A 15,578-nucleotide genomic window follows, 5' to 3' on the forward strand; every position below is an offset into this window, starting at 1 on the left:
CTCGTCTGAACTCCGGGCTTCAGTCCCCCGTCAGCCGTGCCGCGGCCCGCTCGACGACGTCTCCGCGCAGCTCCGTGGTGGCGGAGATCTGCGCCTGGGCGAGCTCGTCATCGGCGTCGGGACGGGACGGCGCGCCGGCGTCGAACGGCGGCTCGGGGTCATACTCCAGCAGCAGCTGCAGGCGCTTGGCGACGTCGTCGCCGTGGATCTCCGCGGTCAGCCGCAGGGCGAAGTCGATGCCGGCCGAGACGCCCGCAGCCGTGATCACCGGGCCGTCGCGGACCACCCGTTCCGCGGTGGGGATCGCCCCCAGACGCTCCAGCAGATGCAGGGAGCCCCAGTGGCTGGTGGCCCGCCGCCCGCGCAGCAGCCCGGCCGCGCCCAGCAGGAATGAGCCGGTGCACACGCTGGTCACCCATTGGGCCTCGGCGGCCTGGTGGCGGAGGAACGCCAGCGTCGGCTCGTCCTCCAGCAGTTCGAAGGTGCCGCGGCCGCCCGGGACGAACAGCACATCGCCCTGCGGGGCCGCCTCCAGCGTGGTGGTGGGCAGGATGCTGAACCCGGCATCGGTGGGCACCGGGTCCAGGGAATCGGCGGCGACGTGCAGCTCGGCCCCGGGCATCTTCGCGAAGACCTGAGCCGGGCCGGTGAAGTCCAGCTGGGTGACGTGGGGGAACAGCAGCGCGACGACGTGCAGGGGCTCGGTCATGATCTCACCTCGGTGAAGTGCTCGACGCGGGGGAACGGGTCATAGAAGTGGTGCAGCAGCTCCAACCTCAGGAAGCCCGGCATCGAGCTGATCAGCGGTCGCGCCTGGGCGAACGCCGCCTCGAACTCGGACTCGCGGCCGGGGGAGACCGGAAGGATGGCGTGCTCTGTGATCATGGGGCGAGCATGGCACAGCGGAGGCTCCTGTGGAAGAGGCGCTGAGGAGGAGAGATGGACAGCAGCATCAGAGAGGCCACGCTCGGTGACCACGCGGCCGTGGTGCAGATCGAGCATCGTGCCGGGCTGCTCTTCGTGGGCACTCCGATGGAGGACATCGCCGACGACGAGGCCGTCACCGCGGAGGAGTTCGCCGCCGTCGTCGCGACCGGCGCCGCCTGGGTGCATGTCTGCGAGGGAATCGTCGTCGGGTATCTGCTGGCCGAACGGCTCGACGACGCCGGCCACGTGGAGCAGGTCTCCGTGGACCCGGCATGGTCCGGGCGCCGGATCGGGGCCGCGCTGCTGGACCGTGCGTCGGCCTGGGCCGCAGAGCAAGGGTTGGACGCCCTGACACTGACCACGTTTGTCCATGTGCCCTGGAACGCTCCCTACTATCGGCGGCTCGGATTCCGGGAGCTGAGCCCCGAGCGCTGGGGTGCCGAGCTGGCCGCGCGGGTGGGCGCAGAAGCGGAGCACGGGCTGGGCAGGTGGCCCCGCATCGTCATGGGCCGACCGACGTCGCTCCAGCCCTGATGATGCTCCGGCGCCCCCGGCGCCCCCGTCGCGTGCTGCCCCTCCGAGATTCTCGAACCCCGCGAAGATCGGTGAGGATCGAGGATCTGGTGGGGGCGCCGCGGGACGTCGTCAGGGCCTCCAGTGGGGGTCACGTCCGATGAACCCCATGAGCTGCGCGGAGGCGGGCGCGTCGTCCTCGACGGGTACCGGCGGGCCGAACTGTCCCGAGGCGCGCATCGCCTCTTCCATCGGGCGCATCCCCTGCAGCAGGGCCTCGGCGTGCTCCTCGTCCAGGGCCGGGTCCTGGCCTGTGGCGACGGCGAGATCCCAGGTGTGCATGAAGACGTCTGCGGTGTAGAAGCGATCCACCATATCCTGCAGCGGCAGCGTGCCCAGCTGCGGGTGGGTGACATCCCGGTCGGCGTCCTCGGCGTCCACCAGGCTCTGGATCTGCTCTCTGTGGTGGCGCCAGGCGCCGTGCGGATCATGGAGCGGGGAGGGGCCGGCGGTCAGGATGACGTCCACGGACCGAAGGAACTCACTGGACCACTCCACCAGGTGGCGCGGGACGTCCCGGGCTCGCCACTCGGGCACAGGAGTGGGCGCGTCCCAGTCCGTGACGGCAGCACTCACTCGTGTGAAGTCCTCGGCGACGCGGCGGTGGCGCGCAGCGGAGGCGGCGGGAAGGCTCATGGCGCTCCTGAGGTCTGCGGCGGTGCGACGAGTGTACTGACGCCTCGGCCCGGGCGGCGAGGGGTCGCGGCCGCCCTGTGCCCGGAACGTGTGCGTCACGGCTCCGCCGCCGTCGGGAGCTGTCTGCGCGTTTCCTGTGAATCTGCCGGCACCTGATGACGCCGAAACTTCTGACCGGTAACGTGACGCGTGTCCACATGTCACCGACGGAGAGGAGTTCACTATGGGACTCGGAGACAAGTTCGACGCCGCGAAGGACCAGGTGTCAGGCCAGGCCAAGGAGGCGGCGGGCAAGGCCACCGGTGACAAGCGCACCGAAGGCGAAGGCAAGGCCCAGGACCTCCAGGGCAAGGTCAAGGAGACCGCCGAGAACGTCAAGGACACGGCGGGCGACCTCAAGGATGCCGCCAAGGGCTTCACCGACAACTTCAAGAAGTGAGTCCGTCCTTCGGGGTGTGAACCTCGAACTCTGAGCGGCGCCGGGATCGCAGATGCGGTCCCGGCGTCGTCATGTCCGGAAGGTTTCCGCGCGACCCACAAGAATCTTCCGAAGAATCTCCAGGAAATATCGGAGAAGATGTTCACAACCGCCGAATGGGCTGTTATTGTTGAGCGCATCATTCCTGTGCCGCAGGATCCGACGAGAGGAGGGGGCGATCACCATGAAGATCACACAGAAGCTGGCTCACAGCACCGGCGCGACCGGCATGACCGGGCGTGATGTCGGGACCGATCGAGCGATCGCCCACCCCCGCGGAGTCCTCGGCGGCATCTATCAGGGATGCACCGCGTGATTCTCGCGCGACGGCAGAGCTGACGCTCGCCGCCTTCCCGCAGCACCGGCACGAAGCGTGGCGCCCCGGCGTCCGCGTTCGGCCCCGTGTGCGGGGACGGCCAGCCTGAGGCTCCCGCAGATCCTCTGCGGTCGGTCCCCCGAAGTCCGTGCTTCCACGGACTGCGCTCGTCTGATCCCCGTGGTCCTTGGTTCTCTTCCGCAGCAGTGCGCGGAGACTTCCACGCCTCATCGCCCAGGCCGTCTTCACTCACTTTGAGCTGAATTCCGCCTGACTGGATCAGTTTTTTTCTCACACATCTTTTTCTGGGCCTACTCATGCCCTTTTTCTTCTCTGGAGTTCATCAGTGTCTGTCGTGCACAGCAGTTCTTTCCATCAGTCTCTTCTGCGCCGGGCCGCCCACTCCGTGGGTTCCGCCATGGTGGAGTGGGCGACGCGCACCCAGCGTAAGCAGGTGCGCCGCGTCCCGCGGCTGAGTCCGCAGGAGGTCCACCGTCGTCGGATGGTGCGCCAGGAGGCCGAGGAGCGCCGTGAGCAGGCCGCCCTGCGCGTGCTCACGTTCCCCCGCCAGTTCTGACCGCATCTGTGATGTCTCACCATCCGGCACGCCGGGTCGCCCCATCGGGCGGCCCGGCGTGGTCACGTTCCTGACCGGCCATGCTCCAGACTGCGCAGCGCTCAGCCGGCCTGCATCGTCGCCGCCAGGGCGAGCAGCCGCTCCTCCTGCCCGTGCCGGCCGATGATCTGCACCGACCAGCTCATTCCGTCCGCATCGGTGTGCACCGGCACGGTGACCGCGGGCAGGCCCAGCACGTTCACCACGGAGGAGTACGGGGTGAACCGGCACTGCTGAATGTAGTCCTCGGCGGGGTCGAGGGAGGCGAACCAGCCCACCGGCGGTGCCCGGAAGGCGAGCATCGGGGTGACCAGCACATCCCAGTCGCCCAGAACATCCTCCGCGTGGTCGGAGGCCTGCTGCAGCGCGGCCCTGGCCTGCGCCGTCTCATCCTCCGGACGCTCGGCGGAGAGCTCCACGAAATGCCGGGTCAGCGGAGCGAGCTGCTCCAGCTGGTCTCCGGTGAACCCGGCCTGCCCCAGGCGGGAGGTCCACAGCGCCTGGAAATGTCGGTGATAGTCGGCAGGCCAGAGGCGTTCCCGGAGGTCGCCCGTGAGGCCGCCGGCCTGACCCCCTCGCGAACGACCCTGCAGTGCGTGCCCGAGAGCCTCGAGTCGTCCGAGCCCCACCTCCAGGGCTCGCACCGCATCCTCGTCGAGCACGATGTCCAGGTCCGGGCTGAACGGCGACTCCGTGGTGACGCCCACCCGCAGGGGGCTCAGCCCCGAGTCCAGGGCCTGTCGCACTGCGCGCATCGCCGGCCCCTGCGCCAGCACGACGCCGGCCTCCGCCTCACGCCGTCGGGCCCGCCGACCGCGCGGCCGGTCCGGAACCTCGAAGCGGTGCCCGGCCATGACGTCGAAGAGCAGCGCCGCGTCCTCGGCGGTCTCGGCGATCGGCCCGGAGACCACCAGGTCCTCCACCCGGGTGGAGGCGGCGTCGTCGGGGAGGCGACCCCGCCCCGGCTTCAGCCCCACCAGCCCGCAGGCCGCCGCAGGGATCCTCACCGAGCCGCCGCCGTCGCTGCCCGGGGCCAGCGGCAGCATTCCGGCCGCCACTGCGGCGGCCCCACCGCCGGTGGAGCCGCCCGAGATCCGGGCTGGGTCCAGCGGGTTCCGAGACGGGGCGGCCAGGGCGTTCTCCGAATAGCAGGGCAGGCCGAACTCCGGCACCTGGGTCTTGCCCACGGAGACCGCGCCGGCGAAGTGGACCCGGCGGGCCAGCGGGTCGTCCCGGCCCGGCACCCGGGGAGGCAGCGCCGTGGTGCCCATCGTGGTGGGCATCCCGGCGACGTCCACCAGATCCTTGAAGGCCGTGGGCAGCCCCAGCAACGGATGATGGGCGGAGAGCTCGCTCAGCCGCGCCGTCCTGTCCCGACCGGTGCCCAGCACGAGGCCGCGCACCGCATCGATCTCCGCGGCGCGGGCCAGCGCCGCCTCAGCGTCCACGTGGAGGAACGCGCCCAGCCGGGAGCCGGCCGCCGCAGCGGTGAGTGCGGTGGTCGCCAGCTCCACCGCCGTCACGTCTCCGGCCAGGAACGCCGCCCGCCAGTGGGCGGCCGTCGCGGCGCGGAAGTCCGTCATGGAGGTGTCCGTGGTGTGTGCCTGATCAGGGGCGGGCGGATCGGCGCGATGGCTCATGACGCCACCCTATGCACCACGGACCCCGAAACGGCAGAGGCGGCACCCGTCTCGGATGCTGGGCCGACGGCGCCGCGCCCACGCCCGCACAGGCGGAGCCGGTAGTCTCGTCGCGGAGCAGATCGTCACATGCCGGGACCCCGTCCCCGTCACCAGGGAGGCAGTCATGTCGGACTTCGAGACAGTGCGCGCCGCTGATGTGCCCGCGGGCGCCCACCTGCTGGACGTCCGTGAGGACTACGAATTCACCGCCGGCCATGCACCGGGCGCGCTGCACATCCCCGTGGATCAGATCCCCACGCGTTTCGAGGCGGAGCTGGACCCGGATGAGGACTACCACGTCATCTGCCGCACCGGGGGGCGGTCGGTGCAGATCACCCAGTGGCTCACCGCCCAGGGGTATTCGGCGGTCTTCGTGGCCGACGGCATGGACGGGTGGGTGGAGGCCGGCCGGCCCCTGGAGGCCGAGGGCGGAGAGGAGCCCCGGGTCCTGTGAGCCAGCCGCCCGAGAACCTGCCCTTCGCCCGCTACTCCTACCTGGGGCCCGCCGGGACCTTCACCGAGGCCGCCCTGCTGCAGATGCCCGGAGCGCACGAGGCCGAACGGGTCCCCGCCGCCTCGGTGCTCTCCGCGCTGACCATGGTGGAGGACGGCACCGTCGACGCCGCCATGGTGCCGATCGAGAACTCGGTCGAGGGCGGGGTGACCGCCACCCTCGACGCCGTCTCGGTGGCGCACCAGCTGCACATCGTCGCCGAGGCGCTGGTGCCCATCACCTTCGTGGTCGCCTCCCGCGAGCCCACCACACTGAGCCGCATCCGCTCGTTGACCACCCACACCCACGCGTGGGCGCAGGTGCGCCGCTGGGCCGAGGTGTCCGTGCCGCATGCCGAGTTCATCCCGGCCTCCTCCACTGCGGCGGGGGCGCGGGCCCTGCTCCAGGAGGACCACGCCGCCGACGCGGCCATCTGTGCTCCCTTGGTGGCGGAGCAGCTCGGGCTGCACGTCGTCGCCCACGGTGTGGAGGACGTCGCCGGGGCGGTCACCCGCTTCGTGCTGGTCTCCAAGCCCGGACCTGTGCCGGAGGCCACCGGGGCCGACAAGACCACGATCATGATCCCGCTGCCGGAGGACCGCGCCGGCGCGCTGATGGAGCTGCTGGAGCATTTCTCCACCCGCGGGGTGAACCTGTGCCGCATCGAGTCCCGCCCCACCGGAGACGGCCTGGGGAAGTACTTCTTCTCCATCGACCTGGAGGGTCACATCGACGAGGCCCGGGTGGCTGACGCGCTCGCCGGGGTCCACCGGATCTCGCCGAAGATCCGCTTCCTGGGCTCCTACCCCCGGGCGGATCAGCGTCCCCAGCAGGTGACCGCCGAAGTCAGCGAAGCCGCCTTCTCCGCGGCGCGCACCTGGATCGAGGCGCTGCGCCGCCGGTGATCAGTCGCTCGCGGTGATCAGTCGCGCGTCTCGTGCGTGGGCTCCCAGTCCTCGGCGGGGTCCACGGTGAAACGTCCGGACACCAGCCACGGCACCGCCGCCACCCCGTTGACGGTCAGCGACGCCGGCCGCACCCGGGCTTCGACCGCGACCACCTCCCCGACGGCGTCGCCGTCGATCTGGAAGGGCAGCGGCTCGGCCATGGTCAAGGTGCTCACCCGGGCCTGACGCACGGTCATGACCGGGATCTCGGCGGAGAACCGGGTGACGGTCTTGGCGATGATCTTGGCCCAGTCCCAGGCGTGCCGCGGGGTGAACAGCACCGCGTCGAGCATGCCGTCGTCGAAGCGGGCCGAGGGGACCAGCACCATCCCGGCCTGGAGCATCCCGCAGTTGGCCAGCAGCACCGAACGGACCCGGTGGGTCTCCGGCTCGGCGTCGTCCACGGCCACGGTGATGGCACGACGGCGCCCCATCACGTGTCGCATGCCGGCCTCGCCGTAGGCGAGCCACCCCGCCCGGGCCTTCAGCGCCTCGCGGGTGTCGTTCATGACTTCGGCGTCGAGCCCGCCGCCAGCGATCACCAGCGAGTTCTCCTTCTCCGTGGAGCCGTCCTCGCGATGCAGGGCCAGGTCGAGGGTGTCCACACGGTGGGCGAGCCCGTGCAGGGCCTCGTCCACGCAGGCGGACAGGTCATGGTGGGGGAGCCCGATGTTGCGGGCGAAGAGGTTCCCGGTGCCCATGGGGATGATGCCCAGAGCGGCGTCGGTGCCGGTCAGCTCCTTGGCCACCGCCCGGACGGTGCCGTCGCCGCCGGCGGCGACGACGATGTCGGCGCCCTTCTCCAGGGCCTCGGCGGCCATCCGCTGGCCGGGGTCCTCCGCGGTGGTGGCCAGCAGCAGCGGGGCGGGCATTCCGGCCCGGGAGCATGCCGAGTGCACCAGCCGGACGACCTCGTCGGCTTCTGCCTTGGTGGGGTTGACCACCAGGGCCACCTGGCGGCCGGCACGGGCCGGGGCGGTCGGTGCGGCCTCCTGCTGATCACGGAGGCGACCGATCTCCGCGATCTCCCCCTGCAGGCGCCGGGTGGTGACCAGGGCGCGGACGATCACCGCCAGCGCGATGACGTGCACGACGGCGGAGACGATCAGCAGGGTGGTCAGCAGCTCCAGGCTCACCGGGACAGTCTATCCAGGCTGACCTGGGGAGCGCCTGAAACCGGCGTGACCCGATAGGCTGGGGCCCGTGATCGACATCAAGGACCTCATCGAGAACCCCGACGCCTACAGGGCCAGCCAGCGCGCGCGGCAGGCCGACGAGTCCGTGGTGGATCAGCTGATCTCCGCGCAGCAGGCCCGGAACGAGGCGATCTCCCGGTTCGAGTCCCTGCGCGCGGAGCAGAAGGCCTTCGGCAAGAAGGTGGCTCAGGCCCAGGGCGAGGAGAAGCAGCGGCTGCTCGCCGAGGTGAAGGACCTGGCCGCCCAGGTGAAGGCCGCCGAGGCGGCCTCCGGGGAGGCCGAGGATCAGCTGCGCGACCTGCAGCGCCGGGTTCCGAACCTCATCCACGACGGCGTCCCCGCCGGCGGGGAGGAGGACTTCGTGGTCCTGCGCGAGGAAGGCACGCCGCGGGACTTCGCCGGCGAGGGCTTCGAGCCGAAGGACCACCTGGCCCTGGCAGAAGGGCTGGACGCGGTCGACATGGAGCGCGGGGCGAAGGTCTCCGGTGCGCGGTTCTACTTCCTCAAGGGCTTCGGAGCCCGCCTGGAGCTGGCCATCATGCAGATGGGGCTGGACAAGGCGCTCGGCGCAGGCTTCACTCCGATGATCACCCCCACCCTGGTGCGTCCGGAGACCATGCAGGGCACCGGTTTCGACGTCGAGCACGACGAGGAGATCTACCGGCTCGAGCGGGACGACCTCTACCTGGTGGGCACCTCTGAGGTGGCGATCGCCGGGTACCACGCCGACGAGATCATGGACCTCACCGGCGGCCCGATCCGCTACGCCGGATGGTCCTCCTGCTACCGCCGGGAGGCCGGCTCGCACGGCAAGGACACCCGCGGGATCCTGCGCGTGCACCAGTTCAACAAGCTGGAGATGTTCATCTACTGCTCCCAGGAGGACGCGGCGGCCGAGCACCGCCGCATGCTCGGCTGGGAGGAGGAGATGCTCTCCGCGCTCGAGCTGCCCTACCGGGTGGTGGACATCGCCGCCGGGGACCTCGGCCTCTCCGCGGCCCGGAAGTTCGACTGCGAGGCCTGGGTCCCCACCCAGGGCACCTACCGCGAGCTGACCTCCACCTCGGACTGCACCACCTTCCAGGCACGGCGGCTGAACATCCGGGAGCGCACCGTCACGCCGGACGGCTCCAAGGGGCCCACCCGCCCGGTGGCCACCCTGAACGGCACGCTGGCCACCACTCGGTGGCTGGTCGCCATCCTGGAGAACCACCAGCAGGCCGACGGCTCGGTGCGCGTGCCCGAGGCGCTGCGTCCGTACCTGGGCGGCCTGGAGGTGCTCGAGCCGGTCGGCTGACCGGGCGGAGCGCCCCGCACCGCAGCACATCGCAGCACAGCAGACGGCGGCGGACCCGGTCAGGGTCCGCCGCCGTCTGCTGTGTCAGCGCTGTGTCACTGCGTAGAAGGGAGCTACTGGCGGATCCAGGCGGTGGCCTCGCCGGGCAGCTGGCCGTCCCGCAGCGGGGCGCTGGTCAGCAGCACCTCGCCTGCCGGCAGCGGAGCCTCGGCGGTGCCGAAGTTCGTGACGGTCACCCAGCCGCCCGGACGGCGGAAGGCGAGGACGTCGTCGCGCCCGGTGTCGACCCACTCGAGAGTCTCCGCGGTCTGCAGCTGGCGGCGCAGCCGCAGCGCGGACCGGTAGAGCTCCAGGGTGGAGTCCTGCTGACCGTCCTGGGCCTCCACGGAGTACTCAGCGAACCACTGCGGCTGCGGCAGGTGGGCCGGGCCGGGGCCGAAGCCGAAGGAGGAGCCCGTACGGGCCCACGGCAGCGGGACGCGGCAGCCGTCACGGCCCTTGTCCACGCCCGGGTTCCGGAAGAACGTCGGGTCCTGCCGGGCGTCGTCGGCGATGTCGCCGACTTCGTGCAGGCCGAGCTCCTCACCCTGGTACAGGTAGGCCGACCCGGGCAGGGCGAGCTCGAAGAGCGTCGCGGCACGCGCACGCCGCTCACCCTGCTCCCGGTCCAGCTGATCCTCCGGCCCGCCGGCGAGCACCCAGGCGGCGCCCTGCTTCTGGTCCTGCTCCGTGCTGCCGACCTGGTCGGCCAGCGGGGGCAGCCCGTAGCGGGTGGCGTGCCGGACCACGTCGTGATTGGAGAGCACCCAGGTGGAGGAAGAGCCGGACTCCGCGGCGAGGGTGAGGCTGTCGACGACGACCTCCTTGAACGCGGCGGCGTCGAACTCCTGGGTGAGCAGGTCGAACTCGAAGGCCTGCCCCAGGCCCTCGGCGCTGGCGTAGCGCGGGCGCCGGTGGCGCTCCACCCAGGCCTCGGCCACGGCGGTGCGCGGCGGGTCGTAGGAGTCGAAGACCTTGCGCCACTCCGCGTAGATCTCGTGGACCTCGTCGCGGTCCCAGATCGGGTGCTGGCCCTCGCCGCGCGGGATCGCGTCCAGCTCCGCCTCCGAGGGCAGCGGGTCGGTGAGGTCCTTGGTCAGCGCGTGGGCGACGTCGATGCGGAAACCGTCGACGCCGCGGTCGGACCAGAAGCGCAGGGTCTCCAGGAAGTCCGCTCGGACCTCGGGGTTGGCCCAGTTGAAGTCGGGCTGTTCCGGGGCGAACAGGTGCAGGTACCACTGGCCCGGCGTGCCGTCCGGCTCGGTGACCCGTGTCCAGGCCGGACCACCGAAGATCGAGGTCCAGTCGGTGGGCGGCTCGGAGCCGTCCGGGCCCGCACCGTCACGGAAGATGTAGCGCTCCCGCTCGGGCGTGCCCGGGCCGGCGGCCAGCGCCTGGCGGAACCACACGTGCTCGTCCGAGGAGTGGTTGGGAACGATGTCCACCACCACCTTGATGCCCTCGGCGTGCAGGGCGGCCACCATCTGGTCGAATTCCTCCAGCGTGCCGATCCGGGGGTCGACGTCGCGATAGTCGGCGACGTCGTATCCGCCGTCGGCCAGGGCGGAGGGGTAGAACGGGCTCAGCCAGACCGCGTCGATCCCCAGCTCGGCCAGGTAGGGGACGCGGGAGATGATGCCCTGCAGATCACCGATGCCGTCGCCGTTCGCATCGGCGAAGCTGCGCGGATAGATCTGATACACAGCGGCCTGCCGCCACCAGGTGGGGTCCTCGGCAGAGATGTGCTGCGGCGAACCGACGACGTCGGTCTGCGGGGTGGAAGTCACAGGGCGGTGTCCTTTCTCAGAGGGTGTCAGATGTGGGTGTCAGATGTGGATGTCAGGTGGTCACGATACGGAGTTCCGGGGTCCTCAGGACTTCACCGCGCCCTGGGTGACTCCGGAGAGCACCCAGCGCTGAGTGAAGACGAAGACCAGGATCGAGGGGGCCAGCGCCATCAGGTAGGAGGCGAAGGAGACGTGGTAGTTGCTGCTGAACTGGCTCTGGAAGAGCTGGTTCACCACGGGCAGCGTCTGCAGGGAGGGATCCGAGATGATTATCGACGGCATCATGAAGTCGTTCCAGGAGAACAGGAAGGCGAAGATGCCCACCGTGGCGCTCATCGGGGCCAGCACGGGGAAGATGACCCGCCAGAACGTCTGCCAGGTGCTCGCGCCGTCGATCCTGGCCGCCTCCTCCAGCTCATGGGGCATGTTGCGCAGGAAGGTGGTCAGCAGCAGCACGTTGAATCCCAGATGGAACATGATGTGCAGGATGCCCACACCCAGCGGGGTGTCCAGGCCGACCATGCCGGTGAGTTTGATCTGCGAGAGCGCGAGCACCGGGAAGGGCGGGAACATGGCGGCCAGGATGTAGAAGAACGCGAACTTGAAGAACCGTCGCTCCCAGTTGGCGTGGATCGCGTAGGCGGCCATGCTGCTGATCAGCACCGCACCGGCCACGGCGATCGCGGAGACGAACACCGAGATGCCGAAGCTGACCGGGAAGTCCGTCAGCCGCCAGGCCTCGATGAAGCCTTCGATGCTCAGCGGGTTCGGCAGGGTGAACGCCTCGCCCTGGACGGCCTGGGCCCCGGATTTGAACGCCATGGACACCGTCACGAACAGCGGAATCAGCACCGTCAGCGTGCACAGTGCGAGCACGACGGTCAGCGGGAGGTTGTACCGGCGCCTGGTGCGTGACGCCTTGCTCGAGGTGATCTCCTGGGTGGACATGATCACTTCTCCTTTCGGCGCATCAGGCGCAGCTGGATGAGGGCGATGGCGAGGGTGATGAGGAAGAAGATGGTGGCGGTGGCCATCTGGTAGGCGTAGTCGCCGTCGGTGAACCCGGAGAAGATGGTCATCGCGACCGAGCGGGTGGCGGTGCCGGGTCCTCCGTCGGTGAGGCCCACGATGATGTCGTAGGCGTTGAGGAAGTTCTTGAAGGTGAGGATGACGTTGATGAGGATGTACCCGCTCATCAGCGGGACGGTGATCTTCAGGAGCTGCTTCCAGGGGCTGGCTCCGTCGAGGGCGGAGGCCTCGTAGACGTCGTCGGGGATGGCCACGAGTCCGGCGATGTAGATCAGCATGGTGCCGGGGATGGCCTGCCAGGCGGTGACGATCACGATGGAGATCCAGGCCAGGTCCGCGTCGGCGAGGATGCTCGACTCCAGCGGACCGAACCCGACGGTCTGGGCGGCCGCCGGCAGGGAGCGGGCGAACAGGAACTGGAAGACGAAGGCGATGATGATCGGCGAGACGACCATGGGAATGACGAAGATGGTCCGCATGGTGATGCGGGCGCGGATCTGGGACGTCAGCCCCACCGCCAGGAGGAAAGCGATGATGTTGGTGACCACCACGGTCACCGCGGCGAAGCCCAGCGTGAAGCCGAAGGACCACAGGATGGCCGGGTCGGTCAGCATGAGCCGGTAGTTGGCCAGACCCACGAAGTCCCAGTCGCCGTAGCCCACCGAGTTCGTGAAGCTGAAGAAGATGCCCATCACCGCCGGCAGGGCGATGGCCAGGGTGAAGGCGATCAGCGTGGGCAGAAGGAACAGCCAATGGGTGAGGTCCGGGCCCCGTCGGGGCCCCGACGTGGAGGGCTGGGGCGCTCGGCGGGTGCCGGAGGATCCCGAGGCTGGGGCGGGGGTGACTGCGGGTGTCCGAGTGTCAGCGGTGCTGTGAGACATGATGCTCCTTGGTCGAGCGGCCGGTCAGGTGCGCTGGGCCAGGCGTGCCCAGTCGGCGTCGAGCGTGCGCAGCATCTGCTCGAGGTCGGCTCCGAAGACGAGGTCCTGGCAGTAGCTCTCGAAGGGGATGGTCAGCGGGATGCCCTGGGAGACGCCTTGGTAGATGGCGCCGCTGTCCACGTAGGGCTGCATCTCGGCGATGCGTTCGTCGGTGACGTCCGGGGCGTCCTCGCGGACTCCGAACCCCAGGGCGTGTTCGTTGTAGGCGTCCTGGATCTCCGGGCGGGCCAGATACTGCAGCAGCTGGCGGGCCTCCTGGGGGTGCCGGGCTCCCTCGGGGATCCACAGGGCCAGGTCCAGGTTGACTCGGACCTTGTTGTCCGCCGGGGCCTCGGTCATGGGCAGCGGGAAGGTGCCGACCTCCAGGTCCGGGTTGATCTGTCCGATCTCGATGAGCGCCCAGGGGCCCTGGAAGTACATGGCCGCCTCGCCGTTGGCGAAGGCGTTGTTGCCGTCGCCGTAGTTGCGGCTCAGCGCATCATGCTGGGTGTACTCGGAGATCTCCAGCATCTTCTCCAGCGGCTCGTGCAGCACCTGGCTGAAGGAGACCGGGGAGTCGGGCGTGACGTCGGGGCCCTGGGCCCGGAGCTGCTGGAAGAAGTCGATGACGTCGACCATCCCGCCCACCGCGTAGTCCACCAGGCCCTGCTTCACGGTCCAGGCGTCGGCGTAGGTGCCGTAGACGGGAGTGACGCCGGCGTCCTGGAAGGTCTCGCAGGCGGCGATGAACTCGCTGTAGGTGGTGGGGACCTCGACGCCGTGCTCGGCGAAGATCTCGCGGTTGTAGATGACCGAGGCGGCCATCATCGAATACGGCAGCACGGAGACGTGGTCCTCGTACTGCGGATAGAGCTGGACCTGCTCCATCACCGGTGCGGCGATGGCCTGGGTCTCGGGCAGGTCGGAGAGGTCGCTGAGCTCGCCGCGCTCCACGAAGCGGGCCATCTCGAAGTTGTAGAGCTGCAGCGCGATGTCCGGCGGCGAGTTGCGGACGAACATGCCGTTGAGCGTGCCTTCGGCGGTGTCATGGATGGGGCGGACCCCGGGGAACTCCTCGCGGAAGTCGCCGAGGAGGTCGCGGACGTAGGGGATGACCTCACGCTTGGTCTGGTAGAAGCGGAGCTCCGTGGCGTCGCTGCGGCCGCCGCCGCAGCCGGCCAGGGAGAGTGCGGCGAGGCCTGCCGCTCCGGCGATGAGACTCCGCCGGGACACCGACGGTGGGGGTGCGCCCATGCTTGTCCTCCTGAGGTGCGAATCGAACCTGTGGTGCGAGCAGGGAATCCATGCGGGAGAAGCCCTGGTGATCTCCGCCACATCCTGTGGTGCGTAAATTTAGCATCTATATTTAAGGCTATCTATGATGGCGGCGTGGATGATCAGGAATCGAGGCAGACGGGCGGACTGGCCCTGAACGGTTTGTCCCAGCGCGTGCTCAACGGCCGACGTCTGCTCGAGTACGCCTGGTCGGGCGAGCCGATGACGGCCACCGAGCTCATGGAGGGCACGGGACTGACGCGCGCCACCGTGCTTTCGTTGTGCCGTGACCTGGTCGAGGCCGGATGGCTGCGGAAGGTGGCCGACGCCCGTGCTGCGGGCCGATATGTGAAGGGGCGGCCGGCGCTGCGGCATGCCTTCTGCCCGGAGGCCGCCTATGTGGTCGGCTGCGACGCCGATGAGGACGTCTTCACCGCCGTCGTCGCGGATCTGCACGGAGAGGAATTGGCGCGCGTCCGCCGGGAGGTGCGCGCCCTCCGGGATCCTGGTCTGCGGAGGGAGGAGCTCGAGGCACTCGTCGATGCCGCGCTCGCGGCGGCGGGTGTGGCCGGGGAGCGCGTGGCCGCCGTCGTCATCGGTGTGCCCGCACCGGTGGACCTGCAGGGCGCCTCGCCCCCGCCCGACGACGACGCCCACTACTGGAGCATCGCCAACCCCGGCTACGCCGACATGTTCCAGGACCGGGGGTGGATGGTCCGACTGGACAACGACGCCAACCTCGGAGCGCTCTACGAGGCTGCCGACGGGGCGGGGGTGGGGGCGCGCTCCTTCGCCGTGCTGCTGGCGGCCGAGCGGTTCGGCGCCGGCATCGTGGTCGACGGCGCGCTGCTGCGCGGCACGCGCGGCCGCGTGGGCGAGCTGCGCGTGCTGGACATGGTCTCCGGCGTCGATGCGCCGCACGGCCTGGGGCGCCGCACGCGATGGGAGATCCAGCGGATGGCCGACGACGGCCTGCTGGCCTCGGAGCTGGCGGAGCTTCCGCCGGAGGACTGGGGCGCGGAGGCGCTGCTCGAGGCGGCGACGCGGGGCGATCCCGTCGCCCTGGAGATCGTGGACCGTCTGGCGCGACGCCTGGCGCCCGTGGTCACGCTGCTCACCGGCCTGTTGGACCTGGATCGTATCGTGCTGGCGGGCCCCTTCGCCGCTTCGGCGGAGCCGCTGCTCAGTCGCACCCGGGAGATCCTGGAGGCCTCGGTCGTCTTCCGCTGCCCGGAGCTCGTGGCCTCCACCGCCGGCGGTGACGTGGTCCTGCGCGGTGCCGTCTCGCGGGCGGTCGACGTCGTCAGGGAGCGGGCGCTGCTGGACTGACCATCGGCGCGTCGCAGGGCCGTCCAGACGGGGCCCTT

17 protein-coding genes are annotated in these 15,578 nt (G+C 70.0%); 8 read left to right on the forward strand and 9 right to left on the reverse strand.

Features of this window, described 5'->3' with window-relative positions:
- Nucleotides 1-19: 19 nt before the first annotated feature.
- Together ABD658_RS02675 and ABD658_RS02680 are read right to left on the reverse strand one after the other, a co-directional pair.
- The gene (locus ABD658_RS02675) at nucleotides 20-709 is read right to left on the reverse strand and encodes a DJ-1/PfpI family protein (protein WP_344685165.1); all 690 of its coding nucleotides are present in this window, start codon (nucleotides 707-709) and stop codon (nucleotides 20-22) included.
- A complete protein-coding gene (locus ABD658_RS02680) occupies nucleotides 706-885 on the reverse strand; it encodes an antibiotic biosynthesis monooxygenase family protein (protein WP_344685162.1) in 180 nt (59 codons plus the stop codon). Before ABD658_RS02680 ends, ABD658_RS02675 begins: the two co-directional genes overlap by 4 nt.
- 54 nt (nucleotides 886-939) lie before the next feature.
- Between ABD658_RS02680 and ABD658_RS02685 the strand changes: the two genes are divergently transcribed.
- Complete coding sequence (locus ABD658_RS02685; protein ID WP_344685159.1) at nucleotides 940-1,461, forward strand: GNAT family N-acetyltransferase; 522 nt, start codon at nucleotides 940-942, stop codon at nucleotides 1,459-1,461.
- Between the two features lie 111 nt (nucleotides 1,462-1,572).
- Here the strand turns inward: ABD658_RS02685 and ABD658_RS02690 are convergent, their stop codons facing one another.
- Nucleotides 1,573-2,136 (reverse strand): TIGR03086 family metal-binding protein, encoded by a 564-nt coding sequence (locus ABD658_RS02690; RefSeq protein WP_344685157.1) that lies wholly within the window; start codon nucleotides 2,134-2,136, stop codon nucleotides 1,573-1,575.
- A gap of 223 nt (nucleotides 2,137-2,359) precedes the next feature.
- On the opposite strand from ABD658_RS02690, the gene ABD658_RS02695 reads away from it, so the two are divergent.
- The 3 genes from ABD658_RS02695 (at nucleotide 2,360) to ABD658_RS02705 (ending at nucleotide 3,507) form a co-directional block, all read left to right on the forward strand.
- Complete coding sequence (locus ABD658_RS02695; RefSeq protein ID WP_070159724.1) at nucleotides 2,360-2,575, forward strand: CsbD family protein; 216 nt, start codon at nucleotides 2,360-2,362, stop codon at nucleotides 2,573-2,575.
- A gap of 223 nt (nucleotides 2,576-2,798) precedes the next feature.
- Nucleotides 2,799-2,930 (forward strand): hypothetical protein, encoded by a 132-nt coding sequence (locus tag ABD658_RS02700; RefSeq protein WP_272896835.1) that lies wholly within the window; start codon nucleotides 2,799-2,801, stop codon nucleotides 2,928-2,930.
- 355 nt (nucleotides 2,931-3,285) lie between these two features.
- Complete coding sequence (locus tag ABD658_RS02705) at nucleotides 3,286-3,507, forward strand: hypothetical protein (RefSeq protein ID WP_344685153.1); 222 nt, start codon at nucleotides 3,286-3,288, stop codon at nucleotides 3,505-3,507.
- Nucleotides 3,508-3,608: 101 nt separating this feature from the next.
- Here the strand turns inward: ABD658_RS02705 and ABD658_RS02710 are convergent, their stop codons facing one another.
- Nucleotides 3,609-5,186: an amidase gene (locus ABD658_RS02710; RefSeq protein WP_344685151.1), complete on the reverse strand. Its 1,578-nt coding sequence runs from the start codon at nucleotides 5,184-5,186 to the stop codon at nucleotides 3,609-3,611.
- Between the two features lie 166 nt (nucleotides 5,187-5,352).
- Here ABD658_RS02710 and ABD658_RS02715 point away from each other — a divergent pair, with 166 nt between their 5' ends.
- Both ABD658_RS02715 and pheA read left to right on the forward strand, forming a co-directional pair.
- Nucleotides 5,353-5,682, forward strand: a complete 330-nt coding sequence (locus tag ABD658_RS02715) for a rhodanese-like domain-containing protein (protein ID WP_344685149.1) — start codon at nucleotides 5,353-5,355, stop codon at nucleotides 5,680-5,682.
- Entirely contained in the window at nucleotides 5,679-6,626 is a 948-nt protein-coding gene (gene pheA, locus ABD658_RS02720) for a prephenate dehydratase (protein WP_344685147.1), read from the forward strand. Before ABD658_RS02715 ends, pheA begins: the two co-directional genes overlap by 4 nt.
- A 17-nt stretch (nucleotides 6,627-6,643) precedes the next feature.
- Here pheA and ABD658_RS02725 read toward each other — a convergent pair whose 3' ends face one another.
- Nucleotides 6,644-7,804: a diacylglycerol/lipid kinase family protein gene (locus tag ABD658_RS02725; RefSeq protein WP_344685145.1), complete on the reverse strand. Its 1,161-nt coding sequence runs from the start codon at nucleotides 7,802-7,804 to the stop codon at nucleotides 6,644-6,646.
- Nucleotides 7,805-7,871: 67 nt separating this feature from the next.
- On the opposite strand from ABD658_RS02725, the gene serS reads away from it, so the two are divergent.
- Nucleotides 7,872-9,161 carry a serine--tRNA ligase gene (gene serS, locus ABD658_RS02730; protein WP_344685143.1) on the forward strand — a complete coding sequence of 430 codons (1,290 nt, stop codon included), beginning with the start codon at nucleotides 7,872-7,874 and terminating at the stop codon, nucleotides 9,159-9,161.
- A gap of 113 nt (nucleotides 9,162-9,274) precedes the next feature.
- Here the strand turns inward: serS and ABD658_RS02735 are convergent, their stop codons facing one another.
- From ABD658_RS02735 to ABD658_RS02750, 4 genes are all read right to left on the reverse strand, one after another.
- Entirely contained in the window at nucleotides 9,275-10,987 is a 1,713-nt protein-coding gene (locus ABD658_RS02735; protein WP_344685141.1) for a glycoside hydrolase family 13 protein, read from the reverse strand.
- An 84-nt stretch (nucleotides 10,988-11,071) separates the two neighbouring features.
- Nucleotides 11,072-11,935, reverse strand: coding sequence for a carbohydrate ABC transporter permease (locus ABD658_RS02740; protein ID WP_344685139.1), 864 nt, complete (start codon nucleotides 11,933-11,935; stop codon nucleotides 11,072-11,074).
- Nucleotides 11,936-11,937: 2 nt separating this feature from the next.
- The gene (locus ABD658_RS02745; protein WP_344685137.1) at nucleotides 11,938-12,897 is read right to left on the reverse strand and encodes a carbohydrate ABC transporter permease; all 960 of its coding nucleotides are present in this window, start codon (nucleotides 12,895-12,897) and stop codon (nucleotides 11,938-11,940) included.
- Between the two features lie 24 nt (nucleotides 12,898-12,921).
- Nucleotides 12,922-14,190 carry an ABC transporter substrate-binding protein gene (locus ABD658_RS02750; protein WP_344685135.1) on the reverse strand — a complete coding sequence of 423 codons (1,269 nt, stop codon included), beginning with the start codon at nucleotides 14,188-14,190 and terminating at the stop codon, nucleotides 12,922-12,924.
- Nucleotides 14,191-14,325: 135 nt separating this feature from the next.
- Here ABD658_RS02750 and ABD658_RS02755 point away from each other — a divergent pair, with 135 nt between their 5' ends.
- Nucleotides 14,326-15,540, forward strand: coding sequence for an ROK family transcriptional regulator (locus tag ABD658_RS02755; RefSeq protein ID WP_344743787.1), 1,215 nt, complete (start codon nucleotides 14,326-14,328; stop codon nucleotides 15,538-15,540).
- The last annotated feature ends 38 nt before the right edge of the window (nucleotides 15,541-15,578 follow it).

Source organism: Nesterenkonia aethiopica, from assembly GCF_039534665.1.
Taxonomy (GTDB): domain Bacteria; phylum Actinomycetota; class Actinomycetes; order Actinomycetales; family Micrococcaceae; genus Nesterenkonia; species Nesterenkonia aethiopica.